The organism is Streptomyces sp. M41 (assembly GCF_043673425.1).
Taxonomy (GTDB): domain Bacteria; phylum Actinomycetota; class Actinomycetes; order Streptomycetales; family Streptomycetaceae; genus Streptomyces.
This window is the reverse complement of record NZ_JBIMKE010000004.1, coordinates 268735-286361: the sequence shown is the minus strand read 5'-3', so window position 1 is coordinate 286361 and position 17627 is coordinate 268735. Positions and strand designations below refer to the sequence as shown.

The following is a 17627-nucleotide window of genomic DNA, read 5'->3' as shown; positions in this document are numbered from 1 at the left end:
CTTGTAGGGTCTGATCATCACCGATCGGCAGGAAAGCCGACCTGTCGACCATGTCGGGCGAACTGAGCGGGGTGAGGGATATGGCAACCAAGGACACCGGCGGCGGACAGCAGAAGGCCACGCGTTCCACCGAGGAGGTCGAGGAGCAGGCGGCAGAGACGCAGGCCTCGGAGGACCTCAAGGAGCGCCAGGAGAAGCTGAGCGACGACGTGGATTCGGTCCTGGACGAGATTGACGATGTCTTGGAGGAGAACGCAGAGGACTTCGTTCGTAGTTTCGTTCAGAAGGGCGGCGAGTAGCCTTCGAATTGAAGGTTTCGGGGGCCGTTTCGTTGGCAAACGAAGAGAGCGTGAAGCGCTGTTCGCGGTGCAAGGAAAGTAAGCCGCGAGCAGCGTTCGCCAAGAACAAGTCGATGCGCGAGGGCTTGCAGGCCTACTGCAGGGAATGCGCAGCCGCGTACCACCAGCAGAGGCAGGCGGCCAAGGGGCGCAGAGTCCGGCGCAGAGTGGATGTGCCCGCAGGTCACAAGTACTGCCGCACCTGCGGTGAGATCAAGCCGCACAGTGAGTGGACGCGGAACCGTAGTGCCTCGGACGGCCTTGCGACCCTATGTAAGTCGTGCAAGGCCGTGAAGGGCCGTGCAGGTCACCTGAAACGCCACTACGGCCTCACCGAAGCCGAGCGTGACGAGATGGTCGCCTCGCAGATGGGGCTCTGCGTGATCTGTCTGAAGGCTCCGGCCGTTCATGTGGATCATTGCCACAAGACGGGTAGGGTCCGTGGCGTACTGTGCTTCAACTGCAATTCGGCCATCGGCAAGTTGGGAGACGATCCTGACGCCGTCCGCCGGGCCGCCGCTTACTTGGAAGGAATCGCGTGGAAGCCAACACTCGTAGCACCGGGCGTCTACCAGCTGCCTTCCTGACGCCTGGGTCGTCCTCCTTCATGGACTTTCTCTCCGAGCACCAGCCCGAGATGCTGCCCGGCAACCGCCAACTGCCGCCCACGCAGGGCGTGATCGAGGCGCCGCACGGCACGACCATCGTGGCCGTGACGTTCCCGGGGGGCGTCGTGCTGGCCGGTGACCGGCGGGCCACCATGGGCAATGTGATCGCCCAGCGCGACATCGAGAAGGTCTTTCCGGCGGACGAGTACTCGGCCGTCGGTATCGCCGGCACCGCCGGTCTGGCCGTGGAGATGGTGAAGCTGTTCCAGCTGGAGCTGGAGCACTTCGAGAAGGTCGAGGGCGCGCAGCTGTCGCTGGAGGGCAAGGCGAACCGGCTGTCGACCATGATCCGGTCGAATCTGGGCATGGCCATGCAGGGGCTGGCGGTCGTGCCGCTCTTCGCGGGGTATGACGTGGACCGGGAGAAGGGGCGGATCTTCTCGTACGACGTCACGGGTGGTCGTTCCGAGGAGCAGGGTTACGCCGCCACCGGTTCGGGTTCGATCTTTGCGCGTGGCGCCATGAAGAAGCTCTTCCGTGATGACCTGAGTGAGGCCGAGGCCACGACGTTGGTGGTGCAGGCTCTGTATGACGCGGCTGACGACGACTCGGCGACCGGTGGTCCCGATGTCGCCCGCCGGATCTACCCGATCGTCACTGTGATCACCGAGGACGGTTTCCGTCGGCTCGGCGACGACGAGTCCTCCGAGATCGCCCGTTCGATTCTGGAGCGGCGTCTGGAGCAGCCCGACGGCCCGCGGGCTTCGCTGCTGTAGGCGGCGGCCCGGTCTTATCAAGGTGATCCTGTGACTTCGACAGAAAGGGACGGATAACCGGTGTCGACGCCGTTCTATGTCTCACCCCAGCAGGCCATGGCCGACCGGGCGGAGTACGCCCGTAAGGGCATCGCCCGTGGTCGCAGCCTGGTCGTGCTGCAGTATGCCGACGGCATTGTGTTCGTCGGTGAGAACCCGTCCCGTGCGCTGCACAAGTTCAGCGAGATCTATGACCGGATCGGCTTCGCGGCTGCCGGTAAGTACAACGAGTACGAGAATCTGCGGATCGGTGGTGTGCGGTATGCCGATCTTCGTGGTTACACCTATGACCGTGACGATGTGACCGCGCGTGGTCTGGCGAATGTCTATGCGCAGACGCTGGGCACGATCTTCTCTTCCGCGGCGGAGAAGCCGTACGAGGTGGAGTTGGTTGTCGCCGAGGTCGGGGAGACGCCGGAGGGCGATCAGATCTATCGGTTGCCGCATGACGGCTCGATCGTGGACGAGCACGGCTCGGTCGCGGTGGGTGGTAATGCGGAGCAGATCAGCAGCTATCTGGATCAGCGTCATCAGGACGGTATGAGTCTGGCCGAGGCGCTGAAGCTTGCTGTGCAGGCTCTGTCTCGTGACACCAATGGCACGCAGCGGGAGATTCCCGCTGAGCGTCTGGAGGTGGCGGTGCTGGATCGTACGCGCCCGCAGTCGCGTAAGTTCAAGCGCATCGTCGGCCGTCAGCTGGGCCGGTTGTTGGAGGCGGACGGTGCCGCCACGGAGGCGGAGAGCGCCGACAACGGCGAGGACGCCGACGGCTCGGGTGGGTCGGAGGAGTAGTCCGTCCCGAACCGCGTCTCGCGCGTGTGCTGTGCCCCGGTCCGAGTCTCGGCCGGGGCACAGTCGCGTTCAGTGGGTCCTTCAGGGCGTGCTGGGTGGTGCTGTGGAGCCTCGCACGACGAGCTGGACGGGAATGTCGCCCTCCTGTGGTACGCGGCCTTCCAGGACGGCCAGGAGGGCTTGCATGCCGCGTTCTCCGAAGAGTTCGGCGTCGAGTCGGACGGTGGTGAGTTCGGGGTCGATGGCGGTGGCGAGGGCGAGGTCGTCGAGGCCGGTGACGGAGATGTCGTCGGGGACGCGCAGGCCGAGGCGGCGTACGGCCTTGTAGGCGCCGGCGGCGAGTTTGTCGTCGTCGCAGATGATCGCGGTGGGGCGGGGGCCCTTGGCGGCGAGGGCGGTGGCGGCGGCGTTGAGGGCGCCTTCGATGGAGATGGGGGCGCGGGCGGTGAGCAGGGAGGTGCCGGGGACTTCGGCGAGGCGGGTGTCGAGTTCCTGGGCGCGTACTTCGAAGGTCCAGGAGGCGACGTCCGCGGCCAGGTGGAGGAATCGCCGGTGGCCGAGGCCGAGCAGGTATTCGGTGACCTGGCGGATGGCGTCGGTGATGTCGAGGTTGACCGTGGCGGCGCCGAGGCTGCCTGTGGGGTCGCTGTCGAGCATGACGAGGGGTAGTTGGTCGCCGCGGATCGCGGTGAGGGCGTCGGCGGCCATGGAGGAGGCGATGACGCCGTCGAGGGCGGCTTGGGCGGAGGCGAAGGGGTCGCGGGCGGGGCCGATTCCTTCGGGGGAGGGGTAGAGGACGACGCCGAAGCCGTGCTGGGCGGCGATGCGGGCGGCGCCGGTGTAGACGCCGGCGAAGAATTCGGTGGTGAGGGCGGGAACGACGAGGAGGACGGTGCGGGTGCGGCCGAGGCGGAGGTTGCGGGCGGCGAGGTTGGGCCGGTAGTCGAGGCGGCGGGCGGCTTCGCGGACGCGTTCGGCTGTGGCTTCGGAGACTCGTCCGCGCCATTTGTCGCCGAGGACGAGGGAGACCGCGGCCTGGGAGACTCCCGCGGCTTGGGCGACGTCCCGGCTGGTGGGGCGGGTGCTGCCGTGTGCCACCGTCCGCTTGCTCCTCTTCGTGTGGTCGTCCGGGGTGTGGGCCGTGGTCCGGGTCAGGTCGTGCGGTGCCCGGGGGCTGTGGGCGCCTTGCGCCCGTTCCTTCGTCTGGACTCGTGAACAGCGCACATGGTACGTATGACGGGAGACGTTATACGTAAAACCTGTGCGGAGGGCGGCGCGGCCGATGACCGGCGCTTACGTGGAGATCCTCAGGGCGAGGCATGCCGCCCGGCTGCTCGTCGGCACGCTGATAGGGCGGCTGCCGAACGCGGTGGCCGCGATCGCGATCGTGCTGTTCGTGCGGGAGCAGGGCGGCTCGTACAGCCTGGCCGGTGCGCTGGCGGCGGTGTACGGGGTCGCCAATGCGGTGGGGCAGCCGGTGCTGGGGCGGCTGGTGGATCTGTACGGGCAGCCGCGGGTGCAGCTGCCGGCGGCGCTGGCCTCGGCTGCGGCGGGGGCGGTGTTCGCGTTCGCGGGCATCGGTGCGCTGCCGCTCGCCTATGCGGCGGTGGCGGCTGCCGGGCTGTTCACGCCGCCTCTGGAGGGCGGGCTGCGGGCGCTGTGGTCGTCCGTCCTCCACAAGGAGGGGCAGGTGCATGCGGCGTACGCGATGGACGCGGTGGCGCAGGAGGTCATGTTCACGGTCGGCCCGTTGCTGCTGACGCTGTGTGCGTCGCTGTGGTCGGCGCAGGCGGCCCTGCTCGTCCTGAACGTCGTGGGGGTGCTGGGTGCCCTTTCGGTGGTCGTGTCGCCGCCTTCGCGTGCGTGGCGCTCGGCGCCGCGTGAGGCGCACTGGCTGGGGGCGCTTCGCTCGGCGGGGCTGCTCGCGCTGCTGGCGTCGTTCTTGTTCATCGGGATGGCTCTGGGTTCCATCGCGGTCGCGGCGATGTCGTACGCGGACGACCACGGCGGTGACGCGGTGTACGGCTGGCTGATGGCGGGTCTGGGGCTGGGTGCTCTGGTCGGGGGCACGGTGTACGGGGCGCGGCAGTGGGCCGGGGAGCCGGCGCGGCGACTGCGGGCGCTGGTGGCGCTTCTGGCGGTGTGTTATCTGCCGCTGCTGCTGTTGCCGGGTCCGGTCGCGATGACGTTGTTGAGTGTGCTTGCGGGGGTGTTCCTCGCGCCGTGCATCGCCTGTGCGTTCGTTCTGGTGGACCGGCATGCGCCGCGTGGGACGGTCACCGAGGCGTTCTCGTGGCTGGTGACGACGTTCACGGTGGGTGCGTCGGTGGGAACGGGCCTCGCGGGGCCGGTCGTCGAGGGGGGTGGGGCCCTGTGGGGCTTCGCCCTGCCGGGGGTCGCGGGGGCCGTGTCGCTGCTGGTCCTGCTGGGCACGGGGCGGGTCCTCGCAGCTCCCGCCAGGGGTGCGGTTGTTGCGGCTTCATCGGAAAATGATCCAAACCGTGCTGTCGAACCCCGTTTCAGCTCAGGGGATCGGGCGTAATGTTCAGTCATGGACCGCCGCATTTTCGGGCTGGAGAACGAGTACGGCGTCACGTGCACGTTCAGGGGACAGCGCCGCCTGTCGCCTGACGAGGTGGCGCGGTACCTCTTCCGCCGTGTCGTGTCATGGGGCCGTAGCAGCAATGTCTTTCTGCGTAATGGCGCCCGCCTCTATCTCGACGTGGGATCGCATCCGGAGTACGCGACACCCGAATGTGACAACGTGACCGAACTGGTCACTCACGACAAAGCAGGCGAGCGCATTCTCGAAGGACTCCTGGTGGACGCGGAACGACGCCTGCACGAGGAGGGAATCGCGGGCGACGTCTACCTCTTCAAGAACAACACCGACTCGGCGGGCAACTCCTACGGTTGCCATGAGAACTATCTCGTGGCCCGGCACGGGGAGTTCTCCCGGCTCGCGGACATCCTCATTCCGTTCCTTGTCACGCGTCAGCTGCTGTGCGGCGCGGGCAAGGTCCTGCAGACCCCGCGGGGCGCCGTGTTCTGCGTCAGTCAGCGGGCCGAGCACATCTGGGAGGGCGTCTCCTCGGCGACGACCCGTTCCCGGCCGATCATCAACACGCGCGACGAGCCGCATGCCGATGCCGAGCGCTATCGGCGTCTGCATGTCATCGTGGGCGACTCGAACATGTCCGAGACGACCATGCTGCTGAAGGTCGGCGCCACCGACCTGGTGCTGCGCATGATCGAGGCGGGCACGGTGATGCGGGATCTGACGCTGGAGAACCCGATCCGGGCGATCCGCGAGGTCAGCCATGACATCACGGGTCGCCGCAAGGTGCGGCTGGCCAGTGGCCGCGAGGCCTCCGCCCTGGAGGTGCAGCGCGAGTACTACGAGAAGGCCGTGGACTTCTGTGAGCGTCGCGGCATCCGCACCGGCACCGTCGAGCAGGTCCTGGAGCTGTGGGGCCGCACGCTGGACGCGATCGAGTCCGAGGATCTCGACCGTATCGGCACCGAGATCGACTGGGTGATGAAGTACAAGCTCATCGAGCGGTACCGGGCCAAGCACAACATGACGATGTCGCATCCGAGGGTCGCGCAGATAGACCTCGCCTACCACGACATCCACCGGCGTCGTGGCCTGTACTACCTGCTGGAGAAGAAGGGGCAGGCCGCGCGGATCTGCAACGATCTGAAGATCTTCGAGGGCAAGTCCGTGCCGCCGCAGACGACCAGGGCCCGGCTGCGCGGTGACTTCATCCGCAGGGCCCAGGAGCAGCGTCGCGACTTCACCGTCGACTGGGTGCATCTCAAGCTCAACGATCAGGCGCAGCGCACGGTGTTGTGCAAGGACCCGTTCCGTTCGGTGGACGACCGGGTGGAGAAACTGATCGCCGGTATGTGAGCAGGGCGTTCCGACCAGTCGTCAGGAACGCAACACGGGCGCCGTACGTTAACCGTACGGCGCCCTTCTCACGCCGTAGAGTTGCGCGCACGCCATCCACAAGATCGACGATTACGAGGCCCCCACCGTGCGCCGACGCTCACTTCTCATTGCCGTACCCGCAGGAATGGTCACGCTCGCCGCATGCGGCGACGACAAGGCGAGCGACAGCGCGTCGCCCTCTACGCCTCAGGCGTCGGCCGCGCCGTCGCCGAAGATCGTGGAGGGTCCGCTGCCGGCGATCACCGCGGGCACCAAGTTCAACGAGAAGCCCACGGTCGCCAAGGGCAGCGGCGAGCCGTCGAAGGACCTCGCGGTGAAGACGGTCATCGCGGGCAACGGCAGGACGGTGGCCGAGGGCGACTTCGTGCAGTCGCACTATCTCGGTCAGATCTGGGCCACGGCGAAGGTCTTCGACAATTCCTACGACGGCAAGACGCCGCGGTTCTTCCAGCTCGCCCAGGGGCGCATCATCGATGGCTGGCGGTATGCCCTGGTGGGCCGGAAGGTCGGCAGCCGGGTCGAGATGGCGGTGCCTCCGACCTGGGGGTATGGCGAGCAGGGCAATGCGCAGGCCGGGATCAAGGGCACCGACACGCTGGTCTTCGTGGTCGACATCCAGGACACGTTCAACTCCAAGAGCTCGGCCAAGGGCGCCGATGTCGCCCAGGACGACGCCGATCTGCCCAAGGTCGGCACCAACACCGACGGCAAGGCGCCCTCCCTGGAGATCCCGAAGGCGGACCCGCCCAAGAAGCTGGTGGCGAACTACGTCATCGAGGGCGACGGCGACGAGCTCGCCGCGGAGAACACGGTGCTGGTGCAGTACAAGGGCGTGCAGTGGGACACCGGCAAGGAGTTCGACTCGACGTACGCCAACAAGCAGCTCGTGTCGTTCTCGCTGCAGCAGGTGGTCAAGGGCTGGTCGCAGGGTCTGACCGGCAAGAAGGTCGGCAGCAGGGTGCTCATCGTCATCCCGCCGGAGCTGGGCTACGGCGACAACCCGCCGCAGGGCAGCGGTATCGCCAAGGGCGCCACGCTGGTCTTCACCGTGGACATCCTCGCGAAGATGTGACGCCGCCCCACGTGATGAAAGACTGGGGCCGTTGCCTTTCCACAACAAGCATGGAGCGTTAGACGTGAGCATCGACAAGCCCGAGATCGACTTCCCGGGCGGCGAGCCGCCGGCGGACCTCGAGATCAAGGACATCTGGGAGGGCGACGGCGCGGTTGCGCAGGCGGGCCAGACCGTCACCGTCCACTATGTGGGTGTCGCGTTCAGCACGGGTGAGGAGTTCGACGCTAGCTGGAACCGCGGCACGCCGTTCCGTTTCCCGCTGGGTGGCGGCCGTGTCATCAAGGGCTGGGACCAGGGCGTGCAGGGCATGAAGGTCGGCGGCCGTCGTCAGCTGACGATCCCGGCCCACCTCGCCTACGGCAACCAGAGCCCGACCCCGGCGATCAAGCCGGGCGAGACGCTGATCTTCGTGGTCGATCTGCTCGGTGTCTGACCGTCGCGGCTGAGCGTCGCCCGCGGTCGGTGAACGGCTGATCGGCGTGCGACCGGACCCGACTACCTGGGGCCCATGCCTGTCCGGGCATGGGCCCTCGGCTTTGCCAGGCCACGCCGGGGCGGTACGGTCATCGATCGTAAGCACCATAGGGAAGGCGAAGGGCGTCGATGGCCATTGCCAAGGCAGAGCGGCTCATGAATCTGGCGCTGTGTCTGCTCGGGACGCGGCGGCCGTTGAGCAAGCGCGAGCTGCGCGAGTCCATCGAGGCCTATGTCGAAGCGGGCAGCGACGACTCCTTCAACCGGATGTTCGAGCGGGACAAGGACGATCTGCGCGAGCTCGGCCTGGTCATCGAGACCGTCGAGAATCTCGACGGGGAGGTCGGCTATCTCGCTCGCCGTGACAGCAACCGTCTCCCGCCCATCACGCTGGACGCCGAGGAGGCGGCTGCGCTCGGTCTGGCCGCCAAGGTGTGGCAGCAGGCCCGCCTCGCGGGCGCGGCCAGCGGTGCCCTGCAGAAACTGCGCGCGGCGGGATTGCCCGAGGACGTCGACCCGTATGGGGCGCACGGCGCCCTGGAGCCCCGCATTCCGGTGCACGAGGCCGCGTTCGAGCCGCTGATGCTGGCCTGCCGCGACCGCCGCCCCGTCGTTTTCGAGTACCGCAAGGCGACCGCCGCCCGCCCCGAGCCGCGGCATGTCGAGCCGTGGGCCCTGGAGTGCTGGCGCGGGCACTGGTATCTGGCGGGATGGGACCGTGACCGGGGTGCGGAGCGGGTGTTCCGGCTGTCCCGGATCACCGGCAAGGTGCGCTCGCGCGGCGGGCGTTTCACCGCCGAGGTCCCCGATGTCGTCACCGTCCGTGAGACCGTTGCGAGTTGGGCGGGGGAGACGGCAGACCGGTCGGCGTTGATCCGGCTGCGGACGGACGCGGGCTACCCCCTTCGGGCGAAGGCCACGGCGGTTCGGGAACTCGGGGACGGCTGGGACGAGTTGGAGATTCCGTACGGCCACGGGCTGGACGCCTGGCTGGTGGAGTTCGGGCCGGACGTGGTGGTCCTGGAGCCGGCGGAGCTGCGGGCCGACGTGGTGGACCGGCTGCGTGCCGTGGCCAAGGGCTGAGGGGGAGCGGAGCAGAACAGTGGCAGGCAAACCGGTCAGGCCCGTCAACGCCATCGACCAGACCCGGCGGATGCTTTCCCTGGTGACGTATCTCAGGGAGCGCCCCGGTGCGCGTGTCGAGGACGTGGCGCGGGCGTTCGGGATCTCCGAGGACGAGCTGGTCTCCGACCTCGATGTGCTGCCCATGTGCGGCACCAGTTTCCGCGGCGGTGATCTGCTCGACATCGACACCGACGGCGAGCGCATCTGGTGGCACAACCCCGCCGCTCTGGGGGCGGAGGCGGCCGAGCCGCTGCGGATCGCCGCCGACGAGGCGACCGCGCTGCTGGTGGCGGCCCGGGCCGTGGCCACGCTGCCCGGACTGCGCGAGAGCGACCGCCAGGCGCTGCTGCGGGCCACCGCCAAGGTGGAGGCCGCGGCCGGGGAGGCGGCCGGCGCCAGCGCCCGGCTGTCGGTGACCTTCGAGTCCGAGGGCGGCGTCTTCGCGGACGTCGACCGCGCGATCTCCGAGCGGCGCCGGCTGTGGATCCGCTACTACTCACCGGCCCGCGACGAGGTTACCGAACGCGAGATCGACCCGATCCGTCTGGTCAGCGTCGGCCACACCTATGTCGAGGCCTGGTGCCGGCGCTCCGAGGCGCGCCGCACCTTCCGGCTCGACCGTGTCGCCGAGATCAAGATCCTGGACGAGCCGTCCGCGCCGCCCGAGGTCGAGCTGCGGGATCTGTCGGAGGGGCTGGTGCAGCCCGCCGCGGAGGACCCGGAGGTCGTCGTCGAGGTCGGCCCGGGCGGGCGCTGGGTCGCCGAGTACTACCCGCACGACAGCGCCGATGAGCTTCCGGACGGCGGGCTGCGTATCACTTTGCGTACGCCGGACCCGGCGTCGCTCAGACGCCTGGCGCTGCGGCTGGGCCGCGACGGCCGCATCGTGTCCCCGCCCGAGCTGGCGGACAGCGCCCGTCAGGCGGCCCGTGAGGCGCTGGCCGCGTACGACGGGATCGAGGTGCACGGCGCTCACGTGCCGCATCCGGTGCGCGACGGACAGTAGACAGGCAGTGGGCGCGTACGGGTTGGGCGCGTGGTCGGGCAGGCAGGGCGACAGGCGGGAGCAGAGGCTTTGAGCGAGTCGGCGACGTCCGGGGTGCGGGAGATGACGGTGGCGTCCGCGTTCGCCGGGATGAGAAGCGTGGCCCCGGTCGTGTTCAAGGCGGGCTGCCCGGACTGCCGGGGCCGCTTCGAGCTGGCCGCGGGCGCGCTGCGTCTCGCCATCGGCGCGAGCAGCCGTACGACGTTCTACTCCTTCACCTGCCCCGACTGCGGCGCCGCCGTCCGCAAGCCGGCCGGGGAGCGGATCGTCGAGCTGCTGACCGGCGGCGGCGTGCGGACCCTGCGGCTGCACTCCACGGTGTAGGACGGTCTAGGCTCGCGTCATGTTCTGGCCGATGTTCGCGGTAGCTGTGGGTTTTCTGGGTCTTGTGGTGCTCGGCGTGCTCGCCGTGCGGGTCTTCCTGGAGGCGCAGCGCCTGGGCAGGCAGGTGGCGGATTCCGCGCGACGGATCAACCGGGCGGCCGAGGACCTGGAGCGGGCGAGCCTGAGTGCGGCCCGGGCCGCGGACTCGCTGTAGCGCCGCCAGGGACGGGGTGTGCGTGCGGCGCCGCATGCGTTTTGGGCCACTTCGCCCTGTCAACCTGCCGTGCGCGGCAGGTACGCTGCTGGTCGCGGGACGGAGACGAGGCCCGGCCCGCGGACAGGGAGTACGCACGGGGATTGCCTGACGTTCACCCCTGAGCGTTACGATCGCTGTCAACACGGTCGTTCGGACACATGTCCGACGATGGGACAGCACCCCCACCCCAGCCGCCTCGGTGAGAAGGTAAAGACTTATGTTCGGAAGGCTCGGAGCCCCCGAGATCATTCTCATCCTCGTCGTCATCATCCTGCTGTTCGGCGCGAAGAAGCTTCCGGACATGGCGCGCTCGCTCGGCAAGTCCGCCCGCATCCTGAAGAGCGAGGCCAAGGCGATGAAGGAGGACGGCAGCAAGTCCCCCGCCCCGGCCGACCCGCCGAACAACAACGACGAGCAGCCCCAGGGCCAGCGCATCATCCAGGCCGCCCCCGGCGACGTGACCAGCTCGCGCCCGGTCAACGAGCCGACGGACACGACCAAGCGCTGACGCAGGGCCGGTGACCTCCGGCCCGCCGCACGAGATGGGAACGTGGGTTGCTCAAGTCTGCCCGCAAAGAGGAGAAGGATCCCGAGGGGCGGATGCCTCTCGTGGAACACCTTCGTGAGCTTCGCAACCGGCTCACCAAAGCTGTCATCGCGATCGTCCTCGTGATGATTGTGGCTGCGTTCTACAGCGAACAGCTCATGCAGTTCTTGGCCGATCCGGTACCGAAGTGCGAGAACCTGGCGAACAGCGACGGCGGCAATTGCGCCATCGTCTCCTTCAACACTTTGACGTCGCCGTTCACCACGACGGTCAAGGTGAGCCTCATGGCCGGCCTTGTCGTCTCCAGCCCCATCTGGCTCTACCAGCTGTGGGCCTTCGTCGCGCCCGGACTGCACAAGCACGAGAAGAAGTACACGTACATCTTCGTCTCGGCTGCCGTTCCGCTCTTCGCCGGCGGCGCTTATCTGGCGTACGTCATCCTCCCGATCAGCGTGAAGGTGCTGCTCAGTCTCACCCCCGGAGGATCTGCCAACATCCTTTCGCTGGACGAGGTCCTCGACTTCACCATCAGAATGGTGCTGATCTTCGGCCTGGCCTTCGAGCTGCCCCTGCTGCTCATCATGCTGAACATGGTCGGCATCGTCTCGGGCCGCCGCATGATCGGCTGGTGGCGGGGTGTCGTCATGGGCGTATTCGTCTTCGGCGCGGTCGCCACTCCTACGACCGACCCCGTAGGAATGATCGCCCTTTCCGGGCCTATCGTCGTCCTTTACTTCATGGCGGTCGCCTTCTCCCTGCTGAACGACCGACGGCGCAGACGTAACAACCCCGACGCAGAGCTGGCCGACGACGAGGCCTCTGACCTCGACCTGACCCCCGAGGGCATCGGCGAAGTCAAGGCCGTGTCCGCGAGCCGCGCGCTGCCCGAGCAGAGCACCACCGAGCGGGTCAACGGCTACGACGACGTGACCTGACCTGACCTGACCGGGACCGGACCGGGCACGATACGGCCGGGGCGCCTACGGGGCGCACCCGGCCGCTCGCGTTCCGCAGCCTCGCGCGCCGGGAGAGCCGTGAGCTGCGGTGACCTCGGGTTTGTGCGGTGCTGATCCGGATAATGATCGTCCTGTTGTCAGTGGGGCCCGGTACGCTCGAAAGCACGATGACAGAGGACCTCTCTCCGGCCGAGCGGTATGCGGCAGCACGTACGCGCGCTGCCGAGCAGGCCACCGCGCTCGCCTCCTTCCGCGAGATGTACGACTTCGGCCTCGACCCCTTCCAGATCGAGGCCTGCCAGGCGCTCGAGACGGGCAAGGGCGTGCTGGTGGCCGCTCCCACCGGTTCCGGCAAGACGATCGTGGGCGAATTCGCCGTCCACCTCGCCCTGATGCAGGGCAAGAAGTGCTTCTACACGACGCCCATCAAGGCGCTGTCGAACCAGAAGTACGCCGACCTGTGCCGCCGTTACGGCAACGGCATGGTCGGTCTGCTCACCGGTGACAACAGCGTCAACCCCGACGCCGCCGTGGTCGTGATGACCACCGAGGTGCTGCGGAACATGCTGTACGCGGGCTCGCAGACCCTCCTCGGCCTCGGGTACGTGGTGATGGACGAGGTGCACTACCTCTCCGACCGTTTCCGCGGCGCCGTATGGGAAGAAGTGATCATTCACCTTCCCGAGTCGGTCACCCTGGTCTCCCTGTCGGCGACCGTGTCGAACGCCGAGGAGTTCGGCGACTGGCTCGACACCGTCCGCGGTGACACCGAGGTGATCGTCTCCGAGCACCGGCCCGTGCCGCTGTTCCAGCATGTGCTCGCCGGGCGCCGGATGTACGACCTGTTCGAGGAGGGCGAGGGCCACAAGAAGGCCGTCAACCCCGACCTGACGCGGCTGGCCCGGATGGAGGCGACCCGCCCGTCGTACCAGGACCGCAGGCGTGGGCGGTCGATGCGGGAGGCCGACCGCGAGCGCGAGCGCAGACAGCGCTCCCGCATCTGGACCCCCGGGCGTCCCGAGGTCATCGAACGCCTCGACGCCGAGGGGCTGCTGCCCGCGATCACCTTCATCTTCAGCCGGGCCGCTTGCGAAGCCGCTGTACAGCAATGCCTGTACGCCGGACTCAGGCTGAACGACGAAGAGGCGCGGGACAAGGTCCGCGCCCTCGTCGAGGAGCGCACCGCCTCCATCCCCACCGAGGACCTGCACGTCCTCGGCTACTACGAATGGCTCGAGGGACTGGAGCGCGGTATAGCCGCCCACCACGCGGGGATGCTGCCGACGTTCAAGGAGGTCGTGGAGGAGCTGTTCGTCCGCGGCCTGGTGAAGGCCGTGTTCGCCACCGAGACGCTGGCGCTGGGCATCAACATGCCCGCCCGGTCAGTGGTGTTGGAGAAGCTCGTCAAGTGGAACGGCGAGCAGCACGCCGACATCACACCGGGCGAGTACACGCAGTTGACCGGCCGTGCCGGACGCCGCGGCATCGACGTCGAGGGGCACGCCGTCGTGCTGTGGCAGCGCGGCATGAGCCCCGAGCACCTCGCGGGACTCGCGGGCACCCGCACCTATCCGCTGCGCTCCAGCTTCAAGCCGTCGTACAACATGGCGGTCAACCTCGTCGAGCAGTTCGGGCGGCACCGCTCGCGCGAGCTGCTGGAGACGTCCTTCGCACAGTTCCAGGCCGACAAGTCGGTCGTCGGGATCTCACGGCAGGTGCAGCGCAACGAGGAAGGGCTGTCCGGCTACAAGGAGTCGATGACCTGCCACCTCGGCGACTTCGAGGAGTACGCGCGACTGCGCCGCGAACTCAAGGACCGCGAGACCGAGTTGGCCCGGCAGGGTGCGGCACAGCGGCGCGCCGAGGCCGCCGTCGCCCTGGAGCGGCTCAAGCCCGGCGACGTCATCCATGTGCCGACGGGCAAGTACGCCGGCCTCGCCCTGGTGCTGGACCCCGGGCTGCCGGCCGGGCGGTCCAACGGCCACCGCGGCTTCGAGCACCACGACGGCCCCCGCCCCCTGGTCCTGACCGCCGAACGGCAGGTCAAGCGGCTGGCCTCCATGGACTTCCCGGTGCCCGTCGAGGCGCTGGAGCGGATGCGGATCCCGAAGTCCTTCAACCCCCGCTCCCCGCAGTCCCGTCGGGACCTCGCCTCCGCGCTGCGCACCAAGGCCGGGCACATTCCGCCGGAGCGCCAGCGCAAGCGGCGTTCCCAGGCGGCCGACGACCGGGAGATCGCCCGGCTGCGCAAGGACATTCGCGCGCACCCCTGCCATGGGTGCGACGACCGTGAGGACCACGCCCGCTGGGCCGAGCGCTATCACCGGCTGCTGCGGGACACCTCCCAGCTGGAGCGCCGCATCGAAGGGCGCACCAACACCATCGCCCGTACGTTCGACCGCATCGTGGCGCTGCTGACCGAGCTGGACTATCTGCGCGGCGACGAGGCCACCGAGCACGGCCGGCGGCTCGCCCGGCTGTACGGCGAGCTCGACCTCCTCGCCAGCGAGTGCCTGCGCGAGCGGGTCTGGGAGGGCTTGGCCCCCGCCGAACTGGCCGCTTGTGTCTCGGCGTTGGTGTACGAGGCGCGGGTCGGGGACGACGCGATGGCACCGAAGCTGCCGTCGGGGAAGGCCAAGGCCGCGCTCGGTGAGATGGTCCGGATCTGGGGGCGGCTCGACGCCCTCGAGGAGGACTTCCGGATCACGCAGACCGAAGGGGTCGGGCAGCGTGAGCCGGACCTCGGTTTCGCCTGGGCCGCGTACATGTGGGCCGAGGGCAAGGGGCTCGACGAGGTACTGCGGGAGGCGGAGATGCCGGCCGGGGACTTCGTGCGGTGGTGCAAGCAGGTGATCGATGTGCTGGGGCAGATCGCGGCGGCATCTCCGGTGGAGGGCTCCACCGTGGCCAAGAACGCGCGCAAGGCCGTGGACTTGTTGCTGCGGGGAGTGGTCGCCTACTCGTCGGTGGGGTGACGTTCTTCGGGCAGGTGCTTCGCGGGCGGGTGCGGGGGAGTTGCGGCTGATCGCACAGCTTCCCCGTCCCCGCGGCGCCCGCCCCACGGCCCGTGCGCCTGAAGGGGCGCTGGACTTGCCCTCCGTTTCTCAACAGGTGCTGCTGAGGACCACCAACTGCTGCGTCGCCCGGGTCATGGCGACATAGCGGTCGACGGCTCCCTCGATGCCCTCCCCGAACAGGGCCGGGTCGACCAGCACCACCAGATCGAACTCCAGCCCCTTGGACAGCTCCGGCGTCAGCGAGCGGACGCGGGACGTCCGGGGGTGGAACGTGGGGTCGCCGATGACGCAGGCGGTTCCCTCGGCATGCGCGGTGAGCCAGGAGTCGAGAATCGGGTCGAGCTCCGTGACCGATCCATGGCGGACGGGGATGCCTCCGGCGCGGATGGACGTCGGCACATTGGCGTCGGGCAGCGCGGATCGGATGAAGGGTTCGGCCTCGGCCATGATCTCCTTCGGAGTGCGGTAGTTGACGCTCAGGGAGGCCAGCTGGATCCGGTCGAGCCCGATCCGCTCCAGGCGTTCTTGCCATGACTCCGTGAAGCCGTGCCTGGCCTGGGCGCGGTCGCCGACGATGGTGAAGCTGCGGGACGGGCAGCGCAGCAGGAGCATCTGCCACTCCGCGTCGGTCAGTTCCTGTGCCTCGTCCACGACGATGTGGGCGAACGGGCCGGCCAGCAGGTCCGGGTCGGCCGACTGGAGTTCGGCCTCGTCGACCAGGCTGACCTGGGCATCCGCGCCCCGCAGCATCCGCACCAGCCCTTCGCCGTCGTCACCGTCGGCGCCGGAGACGGCCGCGGCCTCGATCAGATCGTCGACGACCTGCGTCATTCGTTCGCGCTGGGCCGCGAGGACCGACTCGTGCCCGCGCTTGCGGCGGGCCGCCTCCGGGTCGCCGAGCCGCTGCCGCGCCGCGTCCAGCAGCGGCAGATCGGACACCGTCCAGGACTGCGGCTGCGCACGCTGGAGCTTGCCTACCTCCTCGGGGGTCAGCCAGGGAGCGCACATCCGCAAGTAGGCCGGTACCGACCACAGGTCGGAGACGAGGTCGGCCGCCTCGAGCAGCGGCCATGCACGGTCGAAGGCAGTACGCAGATCCCGGTTCTGGGCCAGGGACCTGCGCAGCAGGTCGGTCGGGACGTCGCCGTCGTAAGCCGAGGCTCCTTCGTCGTGCTTGTCGGCCAGGATCGTCAGCAGTTCCTCCCAGACCTGGTCGCGTGCCTCGTTGTGCGGAGTGCCGGGCTCCGCCGCCTCGAACGCCACCGCCCAGTCACCGGCGTTCAGCCGGATGTCGGACCAGGGGGTGCTGACCGTCATCCCCTCGGTGGGCGGCTCCTCGTAGAACCGGACGGCCGTCTCGATCCCCTTCACCAGGGCCGCCGACGCCTTCAGCCGGGCCACCGCCGGATCGGCCTCCACCCCGGCCCCGGCTCCCTCGTCGACGAGGTCCCGCAGGACGCAGGTCTGCACCCCCTCCTCGCCGAGGCTGGGCAGTACATCGGCGACATAGGCCAGGTAGGGCCGGTGCGGGCCGACGAACAGTACGCCGCCCCGACGGTGACCGAGGCGCGGGTCGGAATGGAGGAGGTAGGCGGAGCGGTGCAGGGCGACCACGGTCTTGCCCGTGCCCGGACCGCCGTCGACGACGAGGGCACCCTGGGATCCGGAGCGGATGATGGCGTCCTGGTCGGCCTGGATGGTGCCCAGCACGTCCCGCATCCGCTGCGACCTGGTGCCGGCCAGGCTCGCGATGAAGGCGGACTGGTCGTCGAGCGCGGCGTGCCCAGCGAGGCCGTCCGAGGTGAACACCTCGTCCCAGTAGTCGCTGATCCGGCCGTCGCTCCAGCGGTATCTGCGGCGGCTCGCCAGGCCCATGGGGTCGGCGTGGGTGGCACCGAAGAACGGCTCGGCGGCGGGGGAGCGCCAGTCGATCAGCAGCCGGCGGCCGGTGTGGTCGGTGAGGCCGAGTCGTCCGATGTAGACCGGCTCGGAGCCGTCTGCGGCGACGATGCGGCCGAGGCACAGGTCCAGGCCGAAGCGGCGCAGGGTGCGCAGCCGCGCGGTCAGCCGGTGGATCTCCGCGTCCCGGTCCATCGCGTGCCGGCCCAGGCCGCCCGGCGCCCTGCGCTCGGCGTCGAGGCGGTCGGACACCTCGGCGATGGACCGGGCCAGACACTCGGTGAGCGCCGCGAAATGCCGCTCGTCCGCGGCGACGAGCGCCGGGTCGGCCTTGGCGGAGAGTCGGTCGGGGAGGTCGAACGCGCTGCTGGTGAGGTGCTTGAGCGTCACGGCAATGGCTC

The 17627-nt window shown here is 68.8% G+C and carries 17 protein-coding genes; 15 read left to right on the top strand and 2 right to left on the bottom strand.

What is annotated here, in order from left to right; translation table 11 throughout:
• The first annotated feature begins 80 nt into the window (after positions 1–80).
• The 4 genes from ACHBTE_RS07865 to prcA are packed head-to-tail and all read left to right on the top strand — an operon-like array spanning position 81 to position 2553.
• Positions 81–299, top strand: a complete 219-nt coding sequence (locus ACHBTE_RS07865; RefSeq protein ID WP_030955201.1) for a ubiquitin-like protein Pup — start codon at positions 81–83, stop codon at positions 297–299.
• 32 nt (positions 300–331) lie between these two features.
• Complete coding sequence (locus ACHBTE_RS07860) at positions 332–925, top strand: endonuclease VII domain-containing protein (protein WP_394722748.1); 594 nt, start codon at positions 332–334, stop codon at positions 923–925.
• Positions 877–1722 carry a proteasome subunit beta gene (gene prcB / locus ACHBTE_RS07855; RefSeq protein ID WP_394722747.1) on the top strand — a complete coding sequence of 282 codons (846 nt, stop codon included), beginning with the start codon at positions 877–879 and terminating at the stop codon, positions 1720–1722. The genes ACHBTE_RS07860 and prcB overlap by 49 nt, the downstream gene beginning before the upstream one ends.
• Before the next feature lie 60 nt (positions 1723–1782).
• Positions 1783–2553 (top strand): proteasome subunit alpha, encoded by a 771-nt coding sequence (gene prcA, locus ACHBTE_RS07850; RefSeq protein WP_394722746.1) that lies wholly within the window; start codon positions 1783–1785, stop codon positions 2551–2553.
• An 81-nt stretch (positions 2554–2634) separates the two neighbouring features.
• Here prcA and ACHBTE_RS07845 read toward each other — a convergent pair whose 3' ends face one another.
• Positions 2635–3651 carry a LacI family DNA-binding transcriptional regulator gene (locus ACHBTE_RS07845; RefSeq protein ID WP_394722745.1) on the bottom strand — a complete coding sequence of 339 codons (1017 nt, stop codon included), beginning with the start codon at positions 3649–3651 and terminating at the stop codon, positions 2635–2637.
• Between the two features lie 184 nt (positions 3652–3835).
• On the opposite strand from ACHBTE_RS07845, the gene ACHBTE_RS07840 reads away from it, so the two are divergent.
• The 11 genes from ACHBTE_RS07840 (at position 3836) to ACHBTE_RS07790 (ending at position 15285) form a co-directional block, all read left to right on the top strand.
• A complete protein-coding gene (locus ACHBTE_RS07840; RefSeq protein WP_394722744.1) occupies positions 3836–5095 on the top strand; it encodes an MFS transporter in 1260 nt (419 codons plus the stop codon).
• Positions 5096–5104: 9 nt separating this feature from the next.
• Complete coding sequence (pafA, locus tag ACHBTE_RS07835) at positions 5105–6466, top strand: Pup--protein ligase (protein ID WP_394722743.1); 1362 nt, start codon at positions 5105–5107, stop codon at positions 6464–6466.
• 127 nt (positions 6467–6593) lie between these two features.
• Entirely contained in the window at positions 6594–7580 is a 987-nt protein-coding gene (locus tag ACHBTE_RS07830) for an FKBP-type peptidyl-prolyl cis-trans isomerase (RefSeq protein WP_394722742.1), read from the top strand.
• Between the two features lie 64 nt (positions 7581–7644).
• Positions 7645–8016, top strand: a complete 372-nt coding sequence (locus tag ACHBTE_RS07825) for an FKBP-type peptidyl-prolyl cis-trans isomerase (protein ID WP_030053355.1) — start codon at positions 7645–7647, stop codon at positions 8014–8016.
• A gap of 170 nt (positions 8017–8186) precedes the next feature.
• Entirely contained in the window at positions 8187–9140 is a 954-nt protein-coding gene (locus ACHBTE_RS07820; RefSeq protein ID WP_394722741.1) for a helix-turn-helix transcriptional regulator, read from the top strand.
• A 19-nt stretch (positions 9141–9159) separates the two neighbouring features.
• Positions 9160–10188, top strand: a complete 1029-nt coding sequence (locus ACHBTE_RS07815; RefSeq protein WP_394722740.1) for a helix-turn-helix transcriptional regulator — start codon at positions 9160–9162, stop codon at positions 10186–10188.
• Positions 10189–10257: 69 nt separating this feature from the next.
• Entirely contained in the window at positions 10258–10551 is a 294-nt protein-coding gene (locus tag ACHBTE_RS07810) for a hypothetical protein (RefSeq protein WP_394722738.1), read from the top strand.
• A gap of 19 nt (positions 10552–10570) precedes the next feature.
• Positions 10571–10765, top strand: a complete 195-nt coding sequence (locus ACHBTE_RS07805; protein WP_394722737.1) for a hypothetical protein — start codon at positions 10571–10573, stop codon at positions 10763–10765.
• 259 nt (positions 10766–11024) lie between these two features.
• Positions 11025–11315: a Sec-independent protein translocase subunit TatA gene (gene tatA / locus ACHBTE_RS07800; RefSeq protein WP_394722736.1), complete on the top strand. Its 291-nt coding sequence runs from the start codon at positions 11025–11027 to the stop codon at positions 11313–11315.
• Positions 11316–11407: 92 nt separating this feature from the next.
• The gene (tatC, locus tag ACHBTE_RS07795) at positions 11408–12289 is read left to right on the top strand and encodes a twin-arginine translocase subunit TatC (protein WP_394722735.1); all 882 of its coding nucleotides are present in this window, start codon (positions 11408–11410) and stop codon (positions 12287–12289) included.
• Between the two features lie 143 nt (positions 12290–12432).
• Positions 12433–15285 carry a DEAD/DEAH box helicase gene (locus ACHBTE_RS07790; RefSeq protein ID WP_394722885.1) on the top strand — a complete coding sequence of 951 codons (2853 nt, stop codon included), beginning with the start codon at positions 12433–12435 and terminating at the stop codon, positions 15283–15285.
• Between the two features lie 129 nt (positions 15286–15414).
• Here the strand turns inward: ACHBTE_RS07790 and helR are convergent, their stop codons facing one another.
• Positions 15415–17616, bottom strand: coding sequence for an RNA polymerase recycling motor ATPase HelR (gene helR / locus ACHBTE_RS07785; protein ID WP_394722734.1), 2202 nt, complete (start codon positions 17614–17616; stop codon positions 15415–15417).
• Positions 17617–17627: the final 11 nt, after the last annotated feature.